Consider the following 24,336-nt stretch of genomic DNA (forward strand, 5'->3'; position numbering starts at 1 on the left):
GCCTTGGAAGTCATCTCGATCGTCCTGTTCCTGCTGCTGGCGGTCGTCGTCAGCGGCTCCGTGTCGCGGATGCTGCCGCTGCCGATCCCGACGCCGCTGGTGCAGATCGTGCTGGGCGGACTGATCGGCCTGTCGACCTCCTATCGGGTCGAGCTGGACCCGGAACTGTTCCTGCTGCTGTTCCTGCCGCCGCTGCTGTTCCTCGACGGGTGGCGCATTCCGAAGGACGAGCTGCTGAAGGATCTGCCGGTCGTCCTCGAACTCGCGCTCGGGCTGGTGTTGCTGACGGTGGTCGGGATGGGGTTCCTGATCCACTGGATGATCCCGGCGATGCCGCTGGCGGTCGCGTTCGCGCTGGCGGCGGTGGTGTCGCCGACCGACCCGATCGCCGTCTCGGCGATCGCCGCGCGCGTGCCGATCCCCCGGCGGATGATGCACATACTGGAGGGGGAATCGCTGCTCAACGACGCGTCGGGCCTCGTCTGCCTGCGCTTCGCCATCGCCGCCGCGCTGACCGGCAGCTTCTCGCCCGCCGCCGCCGCCGCGAACTTCGCGTGGGTGGCGGGCGCGGGGATCGCGATCGGCGTGCTCGTGACGATCGCCGCCACGCGCGCCAAGGCGTGGGTATCGCGCCGTTACGGGGAGGAGACGGGATCGCAGATCCTCGTCAGCCTGCTGATCCCGTTCGGGTCGTACCTGCTGGCGGAACACCTCCACGCATCCGGCATCCTCGCCGCGGTCGCGGCGGGCGTGACGATGACCTTCGCCGAAATCTCGCGGCAGGCGATGGCCGCCACGCGGATGCGGCGCAATTCGGTGTGGGACACGATCCAGTTCGCATTGAACGGCATCATCTTCGTGCTGCTGGGCGAGCAACTGCCCGGCGTGCTGGCGGGCGCGGCGCAGACGGTGCGGATCACCGGGCACGGCAATCCGCTATGGCTGGGCGGCTACGTCCTCGCGATCGTCGCCGGGCTGGCGGCGTTGCGCTTCGGCTGGGTCTGGGTGTCGCTGCGCCTGACGCTGCTGCGCCAGCGGCGGGATGCGCCCGACGGCACGCTGCGCAGTCCCGAATGGCGGCTGGTGGCGGCGATGTCGTTCGCGGGCGTGCGGGGCGCGATCACGCTGGCGGGCGTGCTGACGCTGCCGCTGGCGCTCGACGACGGATCGCCGTTCCCGGCGCGCGACCTCGCGATCTTCCTGGCGGCGGGCGTCATCATCCTGTCGCTGGTCATCGCCAGCCTGTTGCTGCCGGTGCTGCTCAACGGCCTGACGCTGCCGCCGGAACCGTCGTTGCAGGCGGAGGAGGATGCCGCGCGGGTGATCGCCTGCGAAGCCGCGATCCGCGAGATCGAACATGCCCAGCACGAACTGGCGGAGCAGCACGGCAATGCCGATTTCTATTCCGCCGCGGGCAGCCGGGTGATGGACCTCTACCGCGACCGGATCGAAAGCCGCAGCCAGGGAGCGCGCATTTCGGCGGAGGCGCGGTTGCAGGACCGGCTGGAGCGCGACCTGCGCCTCCGCGGCCTGAAGGCGGAGCGCAAGGCGATCATCGACACCGCGCGCGATCGCCGGATCGGCAGCACGACCGCGCAGAAACTGATCCGCGAACTCGATCTGCAAGAGGTCCGGACGCGGGGATAGCGATGCCCCCGTGCAGATGCCGACCGGCCGAGTTACTGCCCCGCCTTGCCGACCCGTCTTGCCACCCCGCCCGGTTGCGGGGGTCGGCGCGTCACGCTAGCTGGGCAGCAAGCGGGAGATGACGATGGAAACGATCGGGCGCGACCTGCGCGAGATGCAGCGCATCCCTCTCGGGCCGGACCATATCGCGGCGATCCGCAATGCGGGCACGACGCGGCAGTACGCACGAGGCGCATATCTCGCGGAGATCGGTGCTCCGGCGGACCGGTTCTTCTATGTCGAGCACGGCGAGATCGAGGTCGTCGATCCGTTCACCGGGGACCGCCTGGTGCCGTCGACGCTGGGCCCCGGGCAGTTCATGGCGGAAGTGTCGCTGTTGTCCGGCGGCAGCTGGTCGATGCCGATGCGCGCGGCGGCCGATACCACCGTCGTGGAGGTGCCGCGGCCGGCAATGCTCGAACTCATGGCCGCGGTGCCCGAGATGTCCGACATCATCATCACCGTGCTGGCGGCGCGGCGGCGGCGGCAGCTCGAATCCGGCGACGGCATGCTCGTGCTGGTGGGTGAGGAGAGCGACCGGGCGATCCGGCGGATCGCCGAGTTCGCGGCGCGTAACCGCATACCCTATCGTTCCTACGCGATCGGCAGCGAGGAGGCCGCCGACGTGTCCACGAGTTGCGGCACCGGCCCCGACGCACCCGTGGTCGTGTTCGGTCGGGATCTGGTGGTGGCCGATCCCACGCCGGAAAAGGTCGCACGCCTGCTGGGGCTGGATCAGGACCTGCCGGAGGATGACGCGTTCGATGTGCTGATCGTCGGCGCGGGACCGGCCGGCGTGGCCGCCGGGGTCTATGCCGGGGCCGAGGGACTGAAGGCGCTGGTCGTCGACGACATCGCGATCGGCGGACAGGCGGGTACGTCGAGCCGGATCGAGAATTATATGGGTTTCCCGACCGGCATATCGGGTGCCGACCTCGTCTGGCGCGGCGAGATACAGGCGATGAAGTTCGGGACGCGCTTCGTGATGCCGCGCCGGGTCGCTGCGCTCGAACAGCTGCCGGAGGGCGACTATTGCGCGACCTTCGCCAACGGACAGCGCATCCGCACCGCCGCGGTGGTGGTCGCGACCGGCGTCCAGTACCGGCGACTGCCGCTCCGGCGCCTCGCCGATCTGGAGGGTTCAGGCATCTACTATGCCGCGACCGAGAACGAGGCGCGCTTCTGCCGGCACGGTGAGGTCGTGGTGATCGGCGGCGGCAATTCGGCGGGTCAGGCCGCCATGTTCCTCAGCCGCGTCGCCCGCCGCGTGCGCCTGCTGGTGCGTGGTCCGACCCTGGCGACGTCGATGTCGCATTACCTCTCCAGCCGGCTGGAGGCCGATCCCGCGATCACGATCGAATACGGCGCGCATGTCGCCGAACTTCATGGCGACGATGCGCTTCGGGCGGTGACGATCCGCGATGCCGCCGGCGACCGGACGGTCGACACCTGCGCCATGTTCGTCATGGTCGGCGCGGCCCCCAATACCGCCTGGCTGTCCGATCTCGTCGCGCTGGACGACAAGGGCTTCGTGCTGACGGGCGAGGCCGCGGGTGCGACGTCGACCTATGCCACATCGCGACCGGGCATCTATGCGGTCGGCGACGTGCGGGCGGGATCGACCAAGCGCGTGGCGTCGTCCGTGGGCGAAGGATCGGTGGTCATCGCGAGCGTCTGGGACCACGTGCGCGGTTAGCGATCGGCAGCGCCTCCCTCCGCGAACATCATGGCGGCCATCCGGCCCCGGGCGCCGAAGCCTGGAAGGCTTCCGACCTGCGTGGCCCATTCCCCGCGGCCGTTCGAAAAGGGTCGGTCAGGCCGGGCACCGATCGATCGGTGCCCGGCCCCCGTCGCGAACCTCAGACGGCGTTCAGCCAGACCTGCGATTTCGGCCCCTGATGACGGCGTGCGGGTTCCGCTCCCCCGGCGGCGGCCGACGCCCCTTCGGGCTGCGATGCGCCCGGCGCATATTCGACCGATCCGCGGCCGGGGAACTCCTTTATGGGTCCGCCGTCCCGGTTCGCCCGGGCAAAATTCGGGATGGCGAGCATCGGCGAACCGTCCGCCCACGTCCCGCGCACCACCATCACCCCGCCCAGCAGGTCCGGTCGCCATTCCGTCTCCAGCGGTGCGGGCGACAGCGGCTGGTCGATACGGGGCTGGTCGACGGTTTCGACATTGTAGATCAGCGGGCCGTACCGCACCGCGACCTTGCCGCGCGTCGCATCGATCCGGTCGTCGGCGCTGACGCGCTGCACGGCCATCGGCAGTTCGAGTTCGATCGTGTCGCCGCGCCGCCATTCGCGCGTGATGACCGCATAACCGTTCTCGATCTGCGGCGTCACCGCCTTGCCGTTGACCGCGAGGCGCGTCAGCCCCTGCACCTCCGGCCGGGCGGAATACAGCGCGCTGGTCTTGCGCTGCGGTACGCGCACGCGCACGGCGAAGCGCTTCGTCTCCTTCGGGTTGACGGTGATCGCCACCGCGCCTTCCCAGGGGTAGTTGGTCTTCTGCACCATCTGGACCTGCGTTCCCGCCACATCGCCCACGTCGATCCGGCTGCCGACGAACAGGTTGACGTAGACGCCGCCCGCATCCTTCACATACGTCCAGGTCGGCATCATCAGCAGCGTGCGCGGGATGTTGCCGACGCAGCACGGGCAGGTGTGCCACTTGGCGCGCTCGGTATCGACCAGCGGGTTGGTGTAGCAGAAGCTTTTGCCGCCGAGATCGGTCGCGCCGAGCAGCGCGTTGTACATCGTCTCCTCGTACAGATCGGCGTATTTCGCGTCGTGGTACGACAGGTTGAGCTTGTACTGGAAGAAGATCAGGCCGCAGCTGGAACAGGATTCGCAGTACGCGTCGTTGCGCAGCGCGTAATTGCCGCCGAACCCTTCCGACGTATCGCCGCTGCCGACGCCGCCGGTGACGTAGTATTTGCGGTTCACCATATTGTCCCACAACGACATGGTGGCGCTTTGATAGTCGCGGTCGCCGGTTTCCGCGGCGATGTCGGCCATTCCCGAGTAGAAATAGACGGCACGGACGGCATGTCCGACCGCTTCGTATTGCTGTTCGGGTGGCAGGTGGCTCTGGTCGTATTCGGATCCGCCTTCGCGCGAGTCGAGCAGGAAGCGCGCGAGCCTGATATATGCGTCGCCGCGCCCGCCGCCTTCCATGTCGTTGACGAACCGGCCGAAGCGGACCAGCGCCTGCTCCATTTCCTGATGCCCGTCGAACCATGCCTTCCTGCCGGGGCCGATGTTCGCCACCCAGCAATCGGCCAGCTTCTTGGCGGCATCGTACAGGCGCAGGTCGCGACCGCCGGTCAGCGTGTGGTGGTTGATCGCGGACTCGATGAAGTAGCCGGCGACATAGCCCTCGTGATCGCCCCGATGTTCGGGCGACCAGCGTTCGGGCCACTCACCCCGGTCCGCGAGCGTATAGGCGGTGTGGAGATAGCCGTCCGATTCCTGCGCGGCGAGAACGATCGGGATCCAGCGTTCCAGCGTCTCGCGCATATGCGCCTGCGCGGTCGCCATCTCCTTGTCGCCTTGCGGATCGACCATCAGCGCGATGCACATCGATTCCATCGTCTGGTGGACCCATGCGTTGGAGAACACATAGCCCTTGTGCCTCGCGTGCGATTGCCCCCGCAACGCCTTCGCCGCCTCGACGAAATTGTCGAGGCCGCCCTGCCCGTCCTTCAGGTCGGTGCGCTCGCAATAGGCGATGCAGTGCGGAATCCAGTTGACGATCAGCGCCTTGGCGCGCGCGGTCCACAGCGGGCTGTCGATCGCGTACGGCGTCGTATAGACGACGTCGAGCCGCTTCGCCGGCGGCGGCGCGACGACGCGCAGGTTCAGCGTGGCGCTGGCATCCTTGCTCCCCGCGTTCGCTGCGAGTTGCAGGACGTAGTCGCCCGGCGCGCTGACCGTTGCGCGTGTCGAGGGTGCGGCGGCATCGGCGAAGACGACCTCGCCGGGACCACTGACCTTGGTCCAGCGCGCCGCGTCGCCGGACCGGCGCTGGAGCCAGTCCGCCTTGCCCGCCAGAAAGGTCTGCGCGCCGATCACCATCGACCGGTCGATCCCGGCCGCGACGGTGGGCGCGAAGGCGGGCACCGCGCCGGAATTGTAGACCTTCCACTGGAGGATGCCCGCCGACTTCTCGCCGTCGCCTTCGAATTCCAGCTTCAGGCGGGTGGTGACGACCGGGTCGAACGCGATCCGGTTATACCGGTTCGCCAGCACCCCGGCGTCGCGGCGGCTGCGCACGGGCACGAACGCGCTGCCGGTCCAGTAGAGCAGCCGCGCCGATTTCGGGGCGGCGATCCCGCGTCCGTCCTGCCACCAGTAGATATCGACACTGCCGGTGGAGACCGGTTGTGACCATTCGTACGACACCCACTGCCGATCAACCCGCGGCCACGTCCCATAGGCACCTTGGGCGGCGTCGTTCGAATGCGTCGGTTCCGCACCGCTGTTCAGCGCCGACAGGCTGGTGTCGCCCGACACGTAAAGGCCCGCGGGCGTCGCCGCCCTGGCGAGGTTCACCGGCCCGTCATCCTGTGCGGGGAGGGCAAAGCCGCGCTCGGCCAGCGACAGGGCGACTACCCCGGCCGCGCCGGTCAGGATGTGGCGACGGGGAAGGCCGGCCAGCGGTGATGCCTGCGCATCGTTCGAAACCATCTTGTCTGCGCACATGCGTCTTCTCCCGGCCTATGTCCTCACCCCCGCGCGGTTCGCGGTCGATGGATCGAGGGACAGCTCGCCATCCGCTCACGATCGATACTGATATGGTATACGAAACCGTCTTGTCTGACTATAGCCGCTGCAACGGGAGGGTCATTTTACATGTCAGCGATCACCAGACGAGCTTTAATGCAGCAGGGTTCGGCACTTGCGGCGGTCACGCTGGCGGCCGGGCCGCTTGAGGCGGCTGCACGCGAGTCGCAGATGCTGCCGAAGCTGAAGTCGCTGCCGCTAACGGCGGTTCGGCTGAAGCCATCGGATTTCGCGACCGCGGTGGCGGTCAACCATCGCTATCTGCTCGGCCTGAGCGCCGACCGGCTACTGCACAATTTTCGCAAATATGCCGGGCTTGAACCGAAGGCGGAGATATACGGCGGGTGGGAGAGCGACTCGCTCGCGGGCCATACGCTGGGCCATTACCTGACGGCGCTGGTGCTGATGAACGCGCAGACCGGCGACGCCGAATGTCGCCGTCGCGCCGATTATATCGTCGCCGAGCTGGCCGAGGCGCAGGCGAAGCGCGGCACCGGCTATGTCGGCGCGCTCGGCCGCAAGCGAAAGGGCGAGAGCGCCATCGTCGACGGCGAGGAGATCTTCCCGGAGATCATGAAGGGCGAGATCAAGTCGGGCGGATTCGACCTCAATGGATCATGGTCGCCGCTCTACACCGTCCACAAGCTGTTCGCGGGCCTGCTCGACGTCCACGAGGCATGGGGCAACGCGCAGGCGCTGACGGTGCTGATCGGTCTCGCCACCTATTTCGAGCGCGTGTTCGCCGCGCTGGACGATGCGCAGATGCAGGAGGTCCTGGGGTGCGAATATGGCGGCCTGAACGAAAGCTACGCCGAGCTCTACGCACGCACGAAGGATGCCCGCTGGCTGAAGGTCGCGCAGCGTATCTACGATCGCCGCGTCCTCGACCCGCTCGCCGCGCGGGAGGACAAGCTGGCCGGCTTTCACGCCAATACGCAGGTGCCGAAACTGGTCGGGCTGGCGCGCCTGTACGACCTGACCGGGGAGGAGCGGTATCGCACCGCCGCGCGCTTCTTCTGGGAAAGGGTGACGCAGCATCATAGCTACGCGATCGGCGGCAATGCGGATCGCGAATACTTCTTCGGACCGGATCGCATCGCGCAATCGCTGAGCGAGGCGACGTGCGAGCATTGTAATACGTACAACATGCTGAAGCTGACGCGGCAGTTGTTCGCGTGGGAGCCGGACGGCGCGCTGTTCGATTATTACGAGCGCGCGCACGTCAACCACACGCTGTCGCAGCTGAACCCGCGCAATGCCGGCTTCTCCTATTTCACGCCGATGCTGTCGGGGGCGGCGCGCGAATATGCGCCGGCGGGCGAGGAGGGCTTCGTCTGCTGCGGCGGCAGCGGGATGGAGGCCCACGCGAAACACGGCGACTCGGTATTCTGGGAAGGGGACCGGATGCTGATGGTCAACCTCTACATCCCGGCGGACGCGAGCTGGGCGGCGCGGAAGGCGACGGTGGCGCTGGAGACGGGCTATCCGCACGACCCGGAGGCGCGGCTGACCTTCGCGACATTGGGCAAGGCCGGCCGCTTCCGCGTCGCGCTGCGCGTGCCCGGCTGGGCGGCGGGCAAGGAGGCGGTGACGGTCAACGGACAGGCCGTGCCGGTTTCGCGCATCGCCGGCTATGCGATCGTCGAGCGCCGCTGGAAGGCGGGCGACACCGTGGCGATCACGTTGCCGCTGGAGTTGCGCACCGAGGCTGCACAGGGCGGCGGGCCGATCGCGATCATGCGCGGTCCGCTGGTGATGGCTGCCGATCTCGGCCCGGCGGACACGAAGTGGACGGGAATGGAACCCGCGCTGGTCGGCGACGACGTGCTGAGCGCCTTCGCTCCAGTGGCGACGAAAGTCTCGACCTTCACCGCGCGCGGCGTGGGCCGACCGGGCGACCTGACGTTCGTGCCCTTCTACAGCCAGTTCGACCGGCGTAGCGCGGTGTATTTCCGCCAGTTCACGCAAGGCCAGTGGCAGCAGGAAGAGGTCGCGTTCAAGGCCGAGCTGGCCCGGCAGAACGATGTCGCCGCCCGCTCCATCGACATCATGTATTTCGGCGAGATGCAGCCGGAACGCGACCACAATCTGGAAAGCGAACAATCGTGGCCGGTCAGCTATCGCGGACGCAACGGCCGCGACGTCCGGTCGGGCGGCTATATGGCGTTCACGCTGAAGACGCGGCCCGGCCCGCTGGTGTTGCAGGCGACCTATTGGGGCGAGGACAAGAACCGTGACTTCGACATTCTGGTCGACGATGTGAAGGTCGCCAGCGAGCAACGGACGGGCGACGCGCCCGGCAAGTTCGTCGACGTCGATTATCCGCTGCCGCCGGCGCTAACGCGCGGCAAGGCGAGCGTGCGCGTGCGGTTCGTTCCGCATGAGGGGGGGACGGCGGGGCCGGTCTTCGGCGCACGCCTGCTCTCCGCCGACGCAGGAGCGGTGAAGTGAGGAGCGCAATCACCACAGCCGCCGCGCTGTTGCTGGCCGGGCCGTCGATCGCGCAGACGGGCGCGCCGGTCGCCGCGCCGGGCAATCCGATCCTGTCGGACGGCCGCTATTACTCGACCGATCCGGCTCCGATCGTGGATGGCGACACGCTGTGGATTCTCGCCGGCCGCGACGAAGCCAGGGCTGGCGTCAACGACTTCATCATGAACGAATGGCAGTTGCTGTCGACGAACGACCCGGCATCGGGCCGCTGGACGCATTATCCGGCGATCGCCACGCCGGAGGCGGTGTTCGCCTGGGCGGAACCCGGCCGTGCCTATGCCGGACAGATCGTCAAGGGGCCGGACGGCCGCTTCTACCTCTACGCACCCGTGCTCCAGCGGAAGAGCCCGGCGGAGGACAGGTTCGCGATCGGTGTCGCGGTCGCGGACCGGATCACCGGCCCGTGGCGCGATGCGCATCCCGCCGGTCCGATCGTGTCGCAGACCACCCCGGTCGCGAACGACATCCAGAACATCGATCCCACCGTGCTGATCGACGACGATGGCCGCGTGTATCTGTACTGGGGCACGTTCGGCCAATTGCGCGGCATCGAGCTGGCCCCGGATATGGTTACGACCAGGGGTGCACCCGTAGCCGTTCGATCGCTGACCGGCTTCTTCGAAGCACCGTGGCTGATGAAGCGGCGCGGCACCTATTACATGCTCTATGCCGGCAACAATGCCGGGCCGGACTCCGCCTGCACGCCGGCCGTCTATCACGCCTGTATCGCCTATGGCACGGCGGCGTCCCCGCTCGGCCCGTGGACCTATCGCGGTACGGTGCTGAAGCCGGTGAGTTCGACCACCAGCCATCCCGGCGCGGTCGAGTTCAAGGGTCAGTGGTATCTCGCCTATCACACCGCCGATGCGGCCGGCGGCGGGCATTTCCGCCGCAGCGTCGCGGTCGACCGGATGGAGTGGGACGACAGCGTCTCGCCCGCCGCGATCCGGCCGGTCGTGACGACGCGCAGGCCGGCGCCATCCCCCGCCCCGACCCGCAACGTCGCGGCGGCGGCACAGGCGCACGCCTCGAACGAGCCGGTACCGGTGCAATACTGGATCAAGGCGCTGAACGACGGCATCGTCAGGGACGCGCCCTTGCCCCCCGACCTTTGGGGAAGCTGGTCCCCGTCCAATCCACCGCAGCAGTGGATCGAGTATCGCTGGCCGCAGCCGGTGACGCTGGACGGTAGCCGGATCCGTTTCTGGGCGGATCATCCCGCCGGTGCGGACGAGGGAGTCGCGCCGCCGGCGGCGTGGCATCTGGAATATTGGGACGGCGCGTGGAAGCGGGTGCCGGGTGCCGGCGCCTATGCCACCGCGCCGGATGTGTGGCAGGCGGTGCGTTTTCCGGCGATCACGACCCGTTGCCTGCGCGCGGTCTTCGACGCGTCGGGACGCGGCACGCGCCGTGCCGGGGTCGCGGTGTCGGAGTGGGAAGCGCTCGCTCCGCAAACTGCGCCACCGGTGGTGGCGCCGGAGGGTCCGTTGCCAGCGTGCGGTTAGGGGGTCGGGTCTAGAGCGACCGCTGGCGACGCAGCTCCGTCACCCCGGACCGATCCGGGGTGACGAACGAGGTACGGCGGTCCATGCCGACCTGCGTCGATGACTCCCGGGCTTCAGCACACCTCCGCGGTGGAGGTCGGCGGGGGGCCGGGGGGCACGCGGGCGGGGTGCATGTAATAGGCGTCGCCGGGCACGCGGTGGCTGGTACCGTAGACCTCGCTCAGGACATTGAACAATGCCACGTCATAGGCGGCGAGATCCGCATCCGACAGGATGCGGCGGCCGTCGACGACTGCCAGCTTGTTCGAATTGAACCAGGTCTGCGTTCCCTCCGCCCAATATTCGTCGACCGTGACCGCGGCATATTCGCCCGTCCACATCTTGCGCGCCATCGCCGAGGCATAGGCGCGCTCGACCCGTGCGTAGAGGCCGGGATCGGTCGTTCGCGCCGCCTCCAGAATGGCGTGCGAGAATTCGTGAACGAAGATATTCTCTCCGTAATAGCGCGTCCCCGGAACGCCGAGCAGGTTCTCCGTCGCCGCGCTGGTCAGCGAACCACCCATGCCGCGCGCGCGCGCGTTCCAGTATTCGGCATCGCTGAGCTTGCCGATCCGCTCAGGATAGAGCTTGCGTTCGCAGATCGTCAGACGCGGATCGTCGATGGCCGGCTTCTTCCAGTCGCGTTGTTCGGGAAGGTCGACCGTGCCCTCCTTCGTGGCCATGATGGCGACGCGGAAGCCGGACGCGATCATCGCGCGGCGCAGGTCCGGCCGCTCCGCGAGCATCGCCACCGCGATGTCGCGCGCCAGCAGCAGCGCGGTGTCCGGCACCGCCGCCGACGAGGCGATCGGAATACCCCCGGCATCGATATAGCGTCGGTAGAAGGGGTCGAGCTTCAATGCCGCCGGCGGCGTTCCGATCATTACGCTTGAATAGGATGGCGATGGTGCCTGCTGCGCTTCGGCCGCCGGAGCGCCCAATGCCAGCAGCAAAGCCACGACAGACATCTGCGACATCAAATACCCCTCTCAAATTCGTATACCGTATAACTGGTGCCGCGGGGCGGAGTAAAGGGTGAGCAAAAAATCTTCGTCCGTCGCACCGCGGGCAACCAACGGCGCCACCCCGTGATGAAAGATGATTTCTACCGTATGTGGCAAAATTACAACGACACAGACTATCCTGGTCGTTGACAACTGCTCCTACTAATTCAAGTATACGATATACATAAACATAGGGGTGGTTCACATGCTGATGAGATTCCGGTTCGGTCCGTTAATTGCCGCAGCATCACTGGTGTCGACCGGTGCATGGGCGCAGACAACGACGATCTCCACGGCACAGGAGGGTGATCCGCAACAGGATCGCACCGACATCGTCGATCCCACCGGCACGTCGGACACCCCGCAAAAGACCGACATCGTCGTGGTAGGCATCCGCGGCTCCGTCGCGTCTGCCGCCAACAAGAAGAAAAACTCCAAGCAGATCGTCGACTCGGTCGTATCGGAAGATGCAGGCAAGTTGCCCGACAACAACGTCGTCGAAGCCTTGTCGCGCGTCACCGGCGTGCAGATCGAGCGTTCGCGCGGCCAGGGACAGAGCGTCGCGATCCGTGGCCTGTCCGGCGTGCAGACGACGATCAATGGCAACGACACGAGCCTTGGCGATGGCCGATCGCTCGATCTTTCCGACATTCCGGCCGAGTTGCTGAAGTCCGTCGACGTCTACAAGACGCGCACGGCGGATCAAGTCGAAGGCAGCATCGCGGGCACGGTGAACGTCGAACTGCGCCGTCCGCTGGACCTGCCCAAGGGCTGGACCGTCGCGGGCAGCATCAAGGGCAGCTATGACGACATCGCCAAGAACGTCAGTCCGTATGGCAGCCTGTTGGTGGCGAATCGCCGCGACACGGGCATCGGCGAGATCGGCCTGCTGGTGAACGCGTCATGGACCCGGACGAAATACAAGGAGAACTACATCGAGAGCGAGTCTCCCGATGTGCCGTTCGGCAGCAGCGACGAACCCGGTACGCCTCGTGCCGGACTGCCCGCCGGGCTGGAGAACACTGTCATCCCGTACCGCGCCTATTACGGGCTGGAACAGGGCCGCGTCGACCGCCCCTCGATCAGTGCGTCGCTGCAATGGCGTGCCAACGACAATCTCGATTTCGTTTTCGAAGGCGGGTATCTGGGATCGCGGGCGCAGAACACCTCCGATCGCCTGTTCCTGCTGACCCGCGAATTCGGATCGCAGTACAGCAATGTCGTCCTGCAGCCGGATGGGCGCACTGCGAAGTCGTTGACCGTCACTGTGCCCCTGACCGCCACCGGGCGGAGCGCGCTGCCCGCAGGCATCGATTCGATCTACAACGAATTCAAATCCGATCTCTACACGACCAACTTCGAAATGCACTGGCGGACCGAACGTGCACAATTGAACACCAGCGTTCAGTATAACTGGAGCAAGGAAAGCAATGTTCAGGTCGAACATCTGACCCGGCCCTATGGCCTGACCACCGCCAATGTCGATTTCGCATCTGACATCTATTCAAAGCCGGTACCGTCGATCACCTTTCCCGGCGCGAACCTGGGCGCCGTGAGCAGCTATGGCGTAGAGCGCTATCAGGATCTGGCGGGGGGATCGAAAAACCGTGAGTTCGCGACGCAAACCGACCTGACGATCGTCGCGAGCGAATCAGGGCTGCTTCGGACGATACAGACGGGCGTTCGCTTCAACCGGCGCGATCCGAGCAATTTCTATGGCTATCGCGACGGGTTTCCCAGGAGCGGCGGCCAGTTCACGCCGCTGTCGCAATTTCCAGGTGGCGATCAGGCGGAGCTGGTCGGCCCCGACCTGCCGGGAGCGCAGAGCTGGTATCGCATACCGGGCAAGGTGGTGTTCGCGAACCGCCCGGCCATCCGCAACTACATTCAGGCCAATGATCCCGGCAGCGCAGAACGCTTTGCGACAGAAGAGATCCCGTCAGATCGCGGGCAAACCTACACCGGGCGGGAAAACCGCCTCTCCTATTATGCCCAGATTGGCTATGCCTTCGACCTCCCCATCCCTGTCGATGGCCTGATCGGCGTGCGATACACCAACACATGGGGGGGATCGAACAGCTATAATTTCCGCCCCGGCAATGAGGCCACTGGTGGTCAGGATATCGTCCAATACACGCCGGCACGGGGAAATTATGTCGACGTCCTGCCGAACGCGACCGCCACGATCCATTTCACGCCGAAGACGCAGCTCCGCCTATCGTACACGACGAACGTCCAGCGTCCGAGCTTCTACGATCTGCGTCCGTTCTACTTCGCTGATACACGGGCCGTGCCGCCGGTCATCTACGCGGGCAACCCCAAGCTGAAAGCGCAGCGCGATCAGGCGTTCGATGCCAGCGCAGAATATTACTTCGGACGTGGCGGACAGTTGTCGTTTGCCGGCTACTACAAGAAGGCGACGGGATTCCTGTTTTACAGTCGCGAGGAGGCAGGCGATCTCGCCGAATATGGACTGCCCGGGCAAAGTGGTTTCATCGAGCAGCAACGCAATGCCGGTGATGGTACATTTGCCGGCCTGGAAGCGACCGCGCAGACGTTTTTCGACATACTGCCCGGGTTCTGGCGCAATTTCGGCGTCAGCCTCAACGCCAGCTACATCCTGAAGGCGCGGGTCGAATATCCGTTCCCGGAGACCTTCCCCGGCGCTTACGACTCCGTCAACACGTCCAAGTGGACCGCCAACGCCGCCTTGTTCTATGACACCCCCACGTTCAGCACGCGCGTGGCGTTCAACTACCGATCGGCCTTCCGCTTCTTCATCTGGGAGGCCAACCCGGAATACTCCTTCTTCAATGACGATACCTATCGCCTGGACGCCGCCGTCAACTACACGCCGGTCAAGTTCATGACGCTGTCGGTCGAGGGGACCAACCTGCTGGGCAACGACGTCTACCGGTATTTCGGCAAGCAGAATCTGCTCCCCCTCGGCGTCCGCACCCTCGCGCGGACGGTTCAGGCCAGCGCCCGGTTCCGCTTCTAGGCGGCACGGCGACGGGATGTAGCGTCCGCGGCGATGCTACATCCCGCCTGCCGGCCGGACCGGCACGAAATTACTGACAGCGGTTTTCGTAATCGCCCGCCGCCACGTTCGTGGGGATCACCGTCGAACTCGCTCGGACCACGCATTCACCATCCCATGCTGCCCGCTACGCCCTTGAACGGGCCGGCGAGGTCAGAGGTGATCCAGCCGCCATAGAAACCGCCGGGCTGCGGACGGACCGGCTCGCCATCGACGGAGCACAGGTCGAAGGGTGCGGCATAGAAGGCGATGTGGTCGCGCAGGATCGCGAATGCGGGCGTGGGATCGGGATAGCTCCACCCGACGTCGCGCAAAATCTGTCCACTGACCTCCAGATGCCAGTAGCGCGCCTCGCCCTTCCATTCGCAGAACGAGTGGCGGGTCGACGGGCGCAACAGTCCGGGTGCGATCGCGTCCGGCGGAATGTACCAACCGGGTGGATGGCTGGTTTCGATCGTCCGCACCGCCGCGCCGGTGTCGGCGACCACGATCCCGGCATGCACGATCCGGATGCGACGATCGCTCCGTTCGGCGATCGGGGGCCGGGGATAGTCCCAGACGCTTTCCTGACCGGGCGCGGGGGTATCGGGCCGTGGCTTCATGCGTGTCTCTCCCGTCGGGCGAGCCATCGTTGCAGGGTTGGCCGCATCGTAAGGAAGCGGAGATAGGCGCGTTCCAGCAGGGTCAATACGGGACGATACCGGGCCAGCAGGCCGATCGGCCTCAGCAGCGGGATCGCGCGCCACATCGCGGCGAAGGCCGCCGCGCCGGACAGCATCCGGCCGTCTTCCATCGCGTGGAAACGCGCCAGCAATGCGGCACGATCGACCGGACAGTCGACGGGGCCGGTCGCATCCACGAAGTCGATCCGGCCACGGCGGTCCAGCCGCCGCATCAGCGAGATTTCGCGCCGGCACAGCGGGCAATTCCCGTCATGCCAGACCGTGACGCGGCTCATCGCCCCCCGGCCGGATTGTCGCGCCGGATGCGTTCCGCGAGCAGGGTCGCGAAGCCGAGCCACGCGGCGAACGGCACACCGACCGCCGCCGCCGGTCTGTCGACGCGCGCAGCCGCCGCGACATAGGCGCTGCCCGATACGACCATCGCCGCCGATGCCGCCGCGCTCGCACCGAGTTTCCGCTCCCGGAAGAACAACTGCGTCCAGCCGCCGACCATCGCCGAGTTGAGCAGCCACAATCCGACCGCGGTGTTGCGCGCCGCCCCCGGTGGCCGACGCAGCAGGCGGTAGCCACCGACGGCGAGGCCGGTTTCCAGCACCGGCCAGACCGCGCCGAACGCCGCATCGGGCGGGGTGAACCCTGGTTTTTCGAGCCGGCGATACCAGCGGCGGATGGCGGGATGCGACGGATCGGGGGCGTTGCGCCGCCCGACGATCGCGCTTGCGCCCAGCACCGCCGCGACCGCGCCCAGCGCCAGTAGCGGCGACAGCCCGCCCGGCTTCGGTGCCTCCTCCCGCAATCCGGCCGCCGTGTTTCCAACGGTGCCGTCGTAGCGCGACAGGTCGGGTTCTTTCCCGCCGCCGCCGAACAGCGTGCCCGTAATCTTGCGAACGGCGGGCCGGCTCGCGATGCCGAGTGCGCCGTGGAGCAGGCGGATGCCCAGCCGGCTGTGCGGGTTCATCAGCCGGGGCGCGATCTTCGGCACGCCCTGCGCATCCTCGACCATCGGGCGCATCGCCTCCTCATAGGCTGCGAAGGCGGTCGCGCTATCGTCCGTGCGCGCCAGTTCGGCCGCGAGCACATAGGCACCCGTGACCGCGAGCGTCGTGCCGAGGCCGGCGATCGGCGTCGCGCACCACGCCGCGTCGCCGGTCAGCACCACCCTGCCCTTCGACCAGCGCGGCATCCGCACCTGTCGCAGCACGTCGAAATAGAAGTCGTCGGTATCGTCCATCCCGTCCAGCACGCGCGCAGACTGCCAGCCGGCGTCGGCGAACCGCTCGCGCAGCCAAGCCTTCTGCCGATCCACGTCCCAGTCCTGCTCGCCGCCGGGCGGCTGCTGCACGGACAGCATGGCGCGCGTCGTGCCGTGACGATCGGGCCGCAACGATACGCTGCGTCCGTCCGGGGCATTGTACCAGCGCCACAGCCGGTCGTCGTCCGCGGTTCGCGGGATCGTGAAGTAAGCGATCGTCAGGTCCATCCAGCGTGGCGCGTTCTCTTCCGGGAAGACCAGCGCGCGGGTGGCGGAGCCGACGCCCTCGGCGACGATGACCGCATCATAGCGTCCGGTCGTCCCGCTCGCGAACGTGACATTCGCGGCATCGCCATCGTCGACGATCGTCGCGACGCTGTCCCCGAACCGATAGGTCACGCGCTGCGCGGCGGGTTCGTAGAGAAGGCGGGCGAGATCGCCGCGCAGGATCTCCATCTCGGCCGTCGGTCCGTCGGTCGTCTGGTCGGCGGTCAGGAACTGGGCGGCGACCCGCCCGGCCTCATCGACCCACGCCGTTCCTTCCTCGCCGGTACCCTGATCCAGCGCCGCCTGTTCCAGACCCATGCGCCGCAGCACCTCGCGCCCCGCTCCGCGCACGTCGATATTCTGGCCGCCGTCACGAAAGGCGGGCGCACGCTCCACGACGGTCACGGCGAAGCCGGCGCGGCCGAGCCACCACGCGGCGGTATTGCCGGCGACGCTGGCCCCGGTAATCAGGATATGACGGGACATGGAAACACTCTCCTCGCGTCGTCCAACGATTGATGGGGCGGAAGGTCGCCGGCCGGCTGTCGATGACGTCTCCGTCGCGATCCCGCCCGATCGAGGAACGTCGACGGGCTTCGGGCTTGCCGGTACACAGGCATGATGACGCGACTAGAACGTGCGAACAACGTGGCCGACCTGCGTCTGATGGCGCGCAGCACGCTGCCGCGGCCGATCTTCGACTATATCGACGGCGGGGCGGACGACGAAGTGTCGCTGCGCCGGAATACCGCCGCGTTCGCCGACTATGAGCTGGTCCCCGACGTCCTCAACGACGTGTCGGACATCCGGACGGAAACCCGGATCTTCGGGCAATCGTCGCGCTGGCCGCTGATGCTGTCGCCGACCGGCCTGACGCGGATGTTCCATGGCGAGGCCGAACTCGCCGTGGCCCGCGCGGCGGCGCGACACGGGCTTCTCTACAGCCTGTCGACCATGGGCACGACGCGGCTGGAGGATCTCGCGCAGGCGTTCGCCGGACCGAAGGTCTTCCAGATCTACATCTTCAAGGATCGCGGCCTGACCGCCGAATTCGTGGCGCGGTGCCGGGAAGCCGGCTTTCACGGCCTCGCCCTGACGGTCGACACGCCGGTCGCGGGCAACCGGGAGCGCGACCGGGTCAGCGGCCTCTCGCTGCCGCCGAAGCTGACGCTCCGGTCGCTGCTCAGCTTCGCGCTTCATCCTTCGTGGTCCCTGCCCGCGCTAACGGGATCGAAGTTCGATCTCGCCAATGTCAGCCACAAGGTCGATGCGCTGGCATCCGGGCCGATGAGCCTGTTCGACTATATCGGCGGCCAGTTCGACCGTTCGGTCGGCTGGCGCGATGTCGAATGGCTCGCCCGCGAATGGAACGGGCCACTCGCGATCAAGGGCGTAATGACCCCGGAGGACGCCCGCCGATCGATCGGGTCGGGTGCGACCGGGGTCATGATCTCCAACCATGGCGGGCGACAGCTGGACGGCGCCCCCGCCCCCGTCGATCAGATCGAGGCGGTGCGGAACGCGGTCGGCGATGGCCCGGATGTGATCTGCGACGGCGGCATCCGGCGCGGGTCGGACGTGGTTAAGGCGCTGGCGCTGGGGGCGACCGCCTGCTCGATCGGAAGGCCGTATCTCTATGGGCTGGCGGCGGGTGGCGAAGCGGGCGTCGATCGTCTCCTGACGCTGCTCCGCGAGGAGTTCGAGCGCACGCTGACGCTGGCGGGGATCAACGATGTCGCAGCCGTGTCGCGCCGCCACGTCCGCCATCGGCCAGGACGGTCGGATCGTGCAGGGTAATCGCCCCGCGCGAGCGAACGCCGCGGCGATACGCAGCCCGGCCGCCGCCGCCGGCCGGGCTCCTTCGTCAGGCGAGGCGGACCGTCGCCCGCCGACGGCGGACCACGCCGCCGACAGCGCCGAACCCGGCGATCAGCATCGCCCAGGACGCTGGTTCCGGAACCGCCGTCGCCGACAAGACGACGTTGTCGATCGCGAACTCCGGAAACTCCGGTCCGCCCGTGATCGTCAGAGACGACAGGTTCGTGAAGTCCGCGAACGTGAAGTTCGTGAAACTCTCCGCCTCCTGCGCACCGACGACGATCGTGGTGGTCACGACGCCACCGGTTCCCGATCCGGTCAACGTCAGGGTCAGGGGCCGGTCGTTGCCCGTCAGCGTCTGCGCGGCGTCGAGGGAGGTCAACGAGAACAGGCCGCCATTCTCCAGATCGAACGTCACGCTGCTCTCGTTGAACGCGTAGAGGGCGATCGTTCCGTTGGACGCGCACCGGGGATTGCACTGGCCGAGATTGTCCGCCGGATCGTCGATCAGGGTGAAACCGAACGGACTGATCGGTTCGTAGCGGACCCGGAAGCCATCTTCGACGAAGCTGTAGGGGAAGTAATAATAGCCCCCGGCCTCAGCCTCGAAGTCGATGGTTTCCGCCTGCGCCGATGTCGTCAGAAGGGCGGTCGCAACGGCCAGCGAAATCTTTTCGATCATCATTGTTCCTCTCGTCCGGAGAACGGGTGACATCACGCCAACAACCATCCTCTCCGCCGAGTCTTCATCGTGCCACGCGGCGGTCGCCCGCAAATCCGCAGCCGTGAAATCTGGGACAAAGCTCGTTCTAATTCAGTGGCTTGTCAATCCGTTCGGCGGCCGCGGCGAAGGGAGCGCGGGCCGGCACGCGGGCGCGATGTCGCCAGACCGGAGCGGGGCCGTCGGCAGCGGCCGCGACGGGCAGCGGTTTGGAGGGCGATCGACGTTCGTGGCGAAGGCGACGCATCAGTGCGGATGCAGGAGCCGCCGAGCGACGGCTCCCGCACAGATCCTCAGGCTTTGGCGGTATCCGTCATTCCGAAGATGGGTCAGCCGGGCATCGGCACGTCACGCACGATCAGCGGATGCGCGGGGTCGAGCAACGCCGTGGAGATGACGGTACGCACCTTTGTGGTGCCGCCGGCTGCCAGCGTCAGCTTGGTATATTGCGAATAGAGTTTCCACTTCCCCGCCTCGAACCGGAGGAAGTTGAACGTCTGGAAGAAGGTCCCGGCGGTGGCCGGGGTGTTATAATCCACCTCCGCGAATTCGAAGACGATCGCGCGTTCCGTGATCCCGCTCGCGGCGTTGACGATCGCGCGCGACACGCCGCTGGGATGCTGATGATGGTGCAGGCGGAAGCAGTCGGGCTTGTCGGACGCCGTCACGATCAGCGAGCAACCGTTCATCGCCGCGGTGAAGACGTAATCCGTCGTCGGCTTGGTCTTCGGGATATCGACGAAGCCGGCTTTCCCGTTGGATTGGGCGAACGGGCACCAATAGGCGACGAGCGCCTGATCGCCACCGGTCGCGGCGGTGAGCGACGCCTCCCGCAACCACGCCTGACCGCCGTCCGCGCTGAGGTCGAACGCGCCATATTTGATGGTGTCGATCATCGGCGAGGTCGAGACGGCGCCGCCAGCCGCGATCGTGCGCGGCAGGATGGCGGACACATTCACCGGGCGGGCGGCGAGAAAGCTCGCGGGATCGGTGGCGAAACTGGTGTTGAGTCCGTGCACGGGAAAGTCCTTTGCGCCTGCTGGTGGATCAGCACCAAGGACGCTTGGCCAAGCCCCTCGAATAGAAGACCAATCCAGCGATTTGATCGCAACCCGCTTTAGCGAAGCCGCCGGCTTTCACCAGCCATACCCATCCTGCCCGATAGTCGACAGACAGGGGAAACGCGTCGATTATCAGTTATGATGCTGTAATAGAATGACAATCTATCCCGATATATTTACCTGCCGCGCCAGCCGGACTGGTTTTTGAGGCGAGCCGTCAACGCGAACTTCGCGAAACCTTTGACCACCCCCCCGAGGCGGAAGGCATGGAAGAAGCGGATGGACGCGAATGGCCTTTCGCCGCCGCCGCATTCCGCGATCGCGTCGCAAACGTCGCGCCATATCGCTCTGGCGATGCGGGAACCTCCAAACAGATGCTTGGCATAGAGGGCGCCGTCACCGAACGCATAACCGGCCAGCAACCGGCGGAGCGTGTCGGCAGATCGTCGCCCATGATGATGCGAGACCACGATATAGGGATCGTAGCGCACCGGTATCTGACAGTCCAAGGCGCGCAGGACGAAGTCCGTGTCCTCCGCGGCCCGGAAGCGTGCACCTGCGCCGAAGCGCTCGTCGAAACGGCCGATGCGATCCACGACGTCACGCGTGAAGGCGAGGTTCGCACCCATCACGAAGCCATGCGGAAAGCTGTCGTGCGGGGCATCCATGACGTGATCCTCCAGCTTGATCGTCACGGGGAGGTCGTCCGGATCGCCGAGCAGGATACGGCCGCCGATAACGACCGGCGCCGGGTTCAAGGCGAAACGCGCGACCAGCATCGCGAAGTACCCTGCGTCGAGCACGCAGTCGTCGTCCGTCATCGCGACGATGTCTCCGCGCGCGCGCGACAATCCGGCATTGCGGGCGCGTGCCAGTCCGGCTTGAGGTTCGTCGACGACCGTCACCGGAAAAGCCTGCCGGGATCGCCACGTCGCCAGTCGCAGGGGCGTGTCGTCGGACGATCCGTTGTCGACGACGATCACTTCGAGGACATTGAACCCGGCCGCCGCCCGCGTGATCGAAGCCAGCGTGCGGTCCAGCGATGCGCCGCGATCCCGCGTACAGACGAGCAGGCTGACGCGGATCATCGCACTCCGCGCATCAACTGCGGCGCTTCCGCGGTCCACGCGTCGATATAGGCGGACAGTTTCCCGTATTCGTTGTCGAGCGCGACGTGCGGGATATCGAGCAGGATCGCGAGAATGTGAGCGTGCAGGCGATCGGTCACGATACGACGCCCCCTCGACAGGGTCGCCAGACCGCGCTCGACCCTGGCGATAGCCATGGCGCGGTAATGGTCGGAGCGCGTTTCTCCCGCTCGGGCAAGCGGCAGCACTCCGTCGTCGAGCCAGTCGACGACCACCCGATCGTCGCAGTCGCCAACAGTCGCAGGGTCGTGCGTCACCCGTTCATCGTCCGTCCGCATCAGCATCAGCACGTCGCAGTCCGCCTCCATCCGCGACTGTGGCCCTAGCGCGAAGGCGCTGTCCGGCGCGAGATCGGTCGGGCAGCGCCAGTGACCCTGGGCGATAGTCAGGCTCGGTCGATCACGAACATAGAGGTGGAAGTCGGGGTGCGCGGCAACGACCTCTGCGAAGGCCGCAACCCCGTCCGGGGCCCGAAAGTGGATCGACTGCGGAAGTTGCACGATGCTCCGGTCGCGGACATCGCGCAGCACGCGTTCGCGGAAGCGCTGGTGATGGGGCCAGATGTCGCCGAGATTGCCACCGCCATGCAGGAACAGCACCCCCGCGGGGCTGGCCGCCCGGAACGCGTCCGGATCGAATCCGTCCCAGGTCGCGACGTAATCCGGATCGCGGCCGGTGACCGTGCGCAGCATCCGCATCTCGCCGAGCCAGATCGCACTGTCACCGACGTTGGCATGATCCGGAAAGTCGATCAGCGCATAGCGATCGCCGAGCCCCACATGACGGCGATACAGGGCCAGCAGGGCAGCCTGCTGCGTCGCGACGACGTCGGTTCCGCTCATGCCGCGGAGGCGGTGCGGGTGGAACCGACCTCCCGGTAGAGATCTTCGCAACGGTCGAGCCACCGGTCGCGGGTGAACAGCCGCTCCATCCGGTTCCGTGGCACGGTTCGCGGTATCGCCACGGCGTCGGCGATGACGTCGGCTAGCGCTTCCCATTCGTCCGGAGGCGCGAAACGGCCGGCGTCGCCCACGACCTCCCGCGCTGCGCCGCGATCGAACGCGGCGACGGGCAGGCCGCAGGCCATCGCCTCGATCGCCACGAGACCGAAGGGCTCGTCCCAGCACGGCGTGAAGAGGAACACCGCCGCCCGACCGAGTTCGGCGGCCAGTGCCTCCCCCTGCAGGTGACCGCCATAGACGATCGTCGGCCCGAGCAGCGGCTCGACTTCCGCGGCCCAGTAATCGCGATCCTCGATCGAACCGAACAGCAGGAGCGGCACGCCGGCGCGCAACGCCGCCTTCGCGGCAAGGTGCGTGCCCTTGTTCGGGGTGATCCGGCCGCACCAGATCGCGCCGCCGCCACCGTCGCCAAAGGGCCATGCCGCGGGATCGATCCCGTTATGCAGCACCGACACCTGCGGCGGCGCACCGTCCGGAAACCAGGCCCGCAACTGGGTGTGCGACGTCACGGTCAGCCGGTGTGTCGACGTCGGGCTGGCCTTCACGAACCAGTGCAGCGCGTCATAGGGCGGGACGTGCAGCGAGGTGACGGTCGGAACGCGTGCGGTGCGGGCCGGCTCGATCGGAAAACGATGCAGGCTGTTGTTGTGAACGACGTCGAAGCCGCCGCGCGCGATCCGGTCGCACGCGGCGGCGTAGCCGGCGTCGACATGCGCGATCAGCGGTGCCGACCCGCGATGCTCCGCCCACGGAAAGGTGCGCTCGTAATGTTCGTCGAGGACCGGATCGAGCGTGAAGCGCCGATCGCTGTCGCCCGACGCGAACAGCACGACCTCGTGTCCGCGGGCCATGAGGCCGTCGGCGAGATACCAGCTGTGCGACTCCATGCCGCCCATGAACGGTTGCGCGATACGCTGGCGGACATGGGCGAGCAGCGCGATCCTCACGCGGCGACACGCTCCGACGACGCCGGTCGCGCCTCCAGCACGCGAATGACGCTGGCGGTGTTGGCATAGGGTTGATGGCTCTGCTGCCCCGTCAGCGCGAAGTCCCCGGCATCGGGCCGGCGCAGGATCCGGATGGGAAGACCCTCAGTATCGTCGATCAGGCCCATCAGGCGAAAGGCGTACAGCCAATGCCCCATCGTCCGGTAGCCCCAGCGCGCCTCGAACAGCTCGGCGTTGCGGACGACGCTGTCGAGGTGATGCACCGGTGGCATATGGTGCGGGTGATATTGGTGATGCGCCAGTCCGCCCTTGATCCACGCGATCGGCACGCCGGCCGTGTCAAGGACCTTGCCGAAATCGGTATCCTCTCCCCCATATCCGCGATACCCTTCGTGGAAGCCGCCCACGGCGGCGAAGGTGGCGCGGGTCATCGCGAAGTTGAGCGACCAGAAGCAGCGATAGTCGTTACAAAGTTCGATACCATCGGCGGGCGGGCCGCGCCGGTCCGAATGACGGACGGCGACGGCGTCGAAATCCTCGCTGCGCCAGTCGCCGGTGTTGGCGCCGCCGGGCAGGTACAGGACTTCGCCCATCAATAGCCCGTCGAGTTCCTGCAGGCGGCGCGCATAATCGGCGATCAGTGACGGGGCCGGAATGCAATCCATGTCCAGAAAGACGAGCTGATCGCCGGTCGCGTCACGCGCGGCGGCGTTGCGCGCCATCGCGAGCGGCAGGTCCGCGCCGGCGATCATCAACTGGCGCACCGGGAACGGTGCCGCCGGCAGATCATAGACGGTGTCCTGCATCACCGCGACGATCAGTTCGACCGGCAAAAGGGTCTGGCGGGTCAGGCCGATGACCAGATTGCGAAGGTGATCGGGCCGGCCGCCGGCCAGCGTAACGACGGAAATTGTCATGGGCAG

The 24,336-nt window shown here is 66.8% G+C and carries 17 protein-coding genes; 6 read left to right on the forward strand and 11 right to left on the reverse strand.

What is annotated here, in order from left to right:
• The first annotated feature begins 3 nt into the window (after window positions 1–3).
• Window positions 4–1,647: a Na+/H+ antiporter gene (locus ASG07_RS11510; protein WP_201781014.1), complete on the forward strand. Its 1,644-nt coding sequence runs from the start codon at window positions 4–6 to the stop codon at window positions 1,645–1,647.
• A 124-nt stretch (window positions 1,648–1,771) separates the two neighbouring features.
• Entirely contained in the window at window positions 1,772–3,382 is a 1,611-nt protein-coding gene (locus tag ASG07_RS11515) for an FAD-dependent oxidoreductase (RefSeq protein WP_055847030.1), read from the forward strand.
• 163 nt (window positions 3,383–3,545) lie between these two features.
• Here ASG07_RS11515 and ASG07_RS11520 read toward each other — a convergent pair whose 3' ends face one another.
• Window positions 3,546–6,392, reverse strand: coding sequence for a glycoside hydrolase family 127 protein (locus ASG07_RS11520; protein WP_055846370.1), 2,847 nt, complete (start codon window positions 6,390–6,392; stop codon window positions 3,546–3,548).
• Window positions 6,393–6,569: 177 nt separating this feature from the next.
• Between ASG07_RS11520 and ASG07_RS11525 the strand changes: the two genes are divergently transcribed.
• Both ASG07_RS11525 and ASG07_RS11530 read left to right on the forward strand, forming a co-directional pair.
• On the forward strand, window positions 6,570–8,924 hold the full coding sequence (locus tag ASG07_RS11525) for a glycoside hydrolase family 127 protein (protein WP_236694650.1): 2,355 nt from the start codon (window positions 6,570–6,572) through the stop codon (window positions 8,922–8,924).
• Window positions 8,921–10,471: a family 43 glycosylhydrolase gene (locus ASG07_RS11530; RefSeq protein WP_055846376.1), complete on the forward strand. Its 1,551-nt coding sequence runs from the start codon at window positions 8,921–8,923 to the stop codon at window positions 10,469–10,471. The genes ASG07_RS11525 and ASG07_RS11530 overlap by 4 nt, the downstream gene beginning before the upstream one ends.
• 113 nt (window positions 10,472–10,584) lie before the next feature.
• On the opposite strand, the gene ASG07_RS11535 is transcribed toward ASG07_RS11530, so the two are convergent.
• Window positions 10,585–11,487: a glycoside hydrolase gene (locus tag ASG07_RS11535; protein WP_236694651.1), complete on the reverse strand. Its 903-nt coding sequence runs from the start codon at window positions 11,485–11,487 to the stop codon at window positions 10,585–10,587.
• 232 nt (window positions 11,488–11,719) lie between these two features.
• Between ASG07_RS11535 and ASG07_RS11540 the strand changes: the two genes are divergently transcribed.
• Window positions 11,720–14,515, forward strand: a complete 2,796-nt coding sequence (locus ASG07_RS11540; protein ID WP_082474757.1) for a TonB-dependent receptor — start codon at window positions 11,720–11,722, stop codon at window positions 14,513–14,515.
• 146 nt (window positions 14,516–14,661) lie between these two features.
• Here ASG07_RS11540 and ASG07_RS11545 read toward each other — a convergent pair whose 3' ends face one another.
• Genes ASG07_RS11545 through ASG07_RS11555 form a run of 3 tightly spaced genes read right to left on the reverse strand, consistent with a single transcriptional unit; the run spans window position 14,662 to window position 17,242 of the window.
• Window positions 14,662–15,156: a DUF427 domain-containing protein gene (locus ASG07_RS11545; RefSeq protein ID WP_055846386.1), complete on the reverse strand. Its 495-nt coding sequence runs from the start codon at window positions 15,154–15,156 to the stop codon at window positions 14,662–14,664.
• Window positions 15,153–15,512, reverse strand: coding sequence for a thiol-disulfide oxidoreductase DCC family protein (locus ASG07_RS11550; RefSeq protein ID WP_055846389.1), 360 nt, complete (start codon window positions 15,510–15,512; stop codon window positions 15,153–15,155). Before ASG07_RS11550 ends, ASG07_RS11545 begins: the two co-directional genes overlap by 4 nt.
• Window positions 15,509–17,242 carry a tryptophan-rich sensory protein gene (locus ASG07_RS11555; protein ID WP_082474758.1) on the reverse strand — a complete coding sequence of 578 codons (1,734 nt, stop codon included), beginning with the start codon at window positions 17,240–17,242 and terminating at the stop codon, window positions 15,509–15,511. The genes ASG07_RS11550 and ASG07_RS11555 overlap by 4 nt, the downstream gene beginning before the upstream one ends.
• Window positions 17,243–17,377: 135 nt before the next feature.
• Between ASG07_RS11555 and ASG07_RS11560 the strand changes: the two genes are divergently transcribed.
• A complete protein-coding gene (locus ASG07_RS11560; RefSeq protein ID WP_055847034.1) occupies window positions 17,378–18,553 on the forward strand; it encodes an alpha-hydroxy acid oxidase in 1,176 nt (391 codons plus the stop codon).
• A gap of 67 nt (window positions 18,554–18,620) precedes the next feature.
• Here ASG07_RS11560 and ASG07_RS17890 read toward each other — a convergent pair whose 3' ends face one another.
• From ASG07_RS17890 to ASG07_RS11590, 6 genes are all read right to left on the reverse strand, one after another.
• Complete coding sequence (locus ASG07_RS17890) at window positions 18,621–19,256, reverse strand: PEPxxWA-CTERM sorting domain-containing protein (protein WP_236694652.1); 636 nt, start codon at window positions 19,254–19,256, stop codon at window positions 18,621–18,623.
• 368 nt (window positions 19,257–19,624) lie between these two features.
• On the reverse strand, window positions 19,625–20,314 hold the full coding sequence (locus tag ASG07_RS11570) for a hypothetical protein (protein ID WP_055846397.1): 690 nt from the start codon (window positions 20,312–20,314) through the stop codon (window positions 19,625–19,627).
• Between the two features lie 218 nt (window positions 20,315–20,532).
• Window positions 20,533–21,444, reverse strand: a complete 912-nt coding sequence (locus tag ASG07_RS11575; RefSeq protein ID WP_055846400.1) for a glycosyltransferase family 2 protein — start codon at window positions 21,442–21,444, stop codon at window positions 20,533–20,535.
• Complete coding sequence (locus ASG07_RS11580; protein ID WP_055846403.1) at window positions 21,441–22,346, reverse strand: polysaccharide pyruvyl transferase family protein; 906 nt, start codon at window positions 22,344–22,346, stop codon at window positions 21,441–21,443. The genes ASG07_RS11575 and ASG07_RS11580 overlap by 4 nt, the downstream gene beginning before the upstream one ends.
• A complete protein-coding gene (locus tag ASG07_RS11585; protein WP_055846406.1) occupies window positions 22,343–23,413 on the reverse strand; it encodes a glycosyltransferase in 1,071 nt (356 codons plus the stop codon). The genes ASG07_RS11580 and ASG07_RS11585 overlap by 4 nt, the downstream gene beginning before the upstream one ends.
• The gene (locus tag ASG07_RS11590; protein ID WP_055846409.1) at window positions 23,410–24,330 is read right to left on the reverse strand and encodes a galactosyltransferase-related protein; all 921 of its coding nucleotides are present in this window, start codon (window positions 24,328–24,330) and stop codon (window positions 23,410–23,412) included. The genes ASG07_RS11585 and ASG07_RS11590 overlap by 4 nt, the downstream gene beginning before the upstream one ends.
• Between the last annotated feature and the right edge of the window lie 6 nt (window positions 24,331–24,336).

Source organism: Sphingomonas sp. Leaf343, from assembly GCF_001423765.1.
In the GTDB taxonomy this organism is placed as follows: domain Bacteria; phylum Pseudomonadota; class Alphaproteobacteria; order Sphingomonadales; family Sphingomonadaceae; genus Sphingomonas.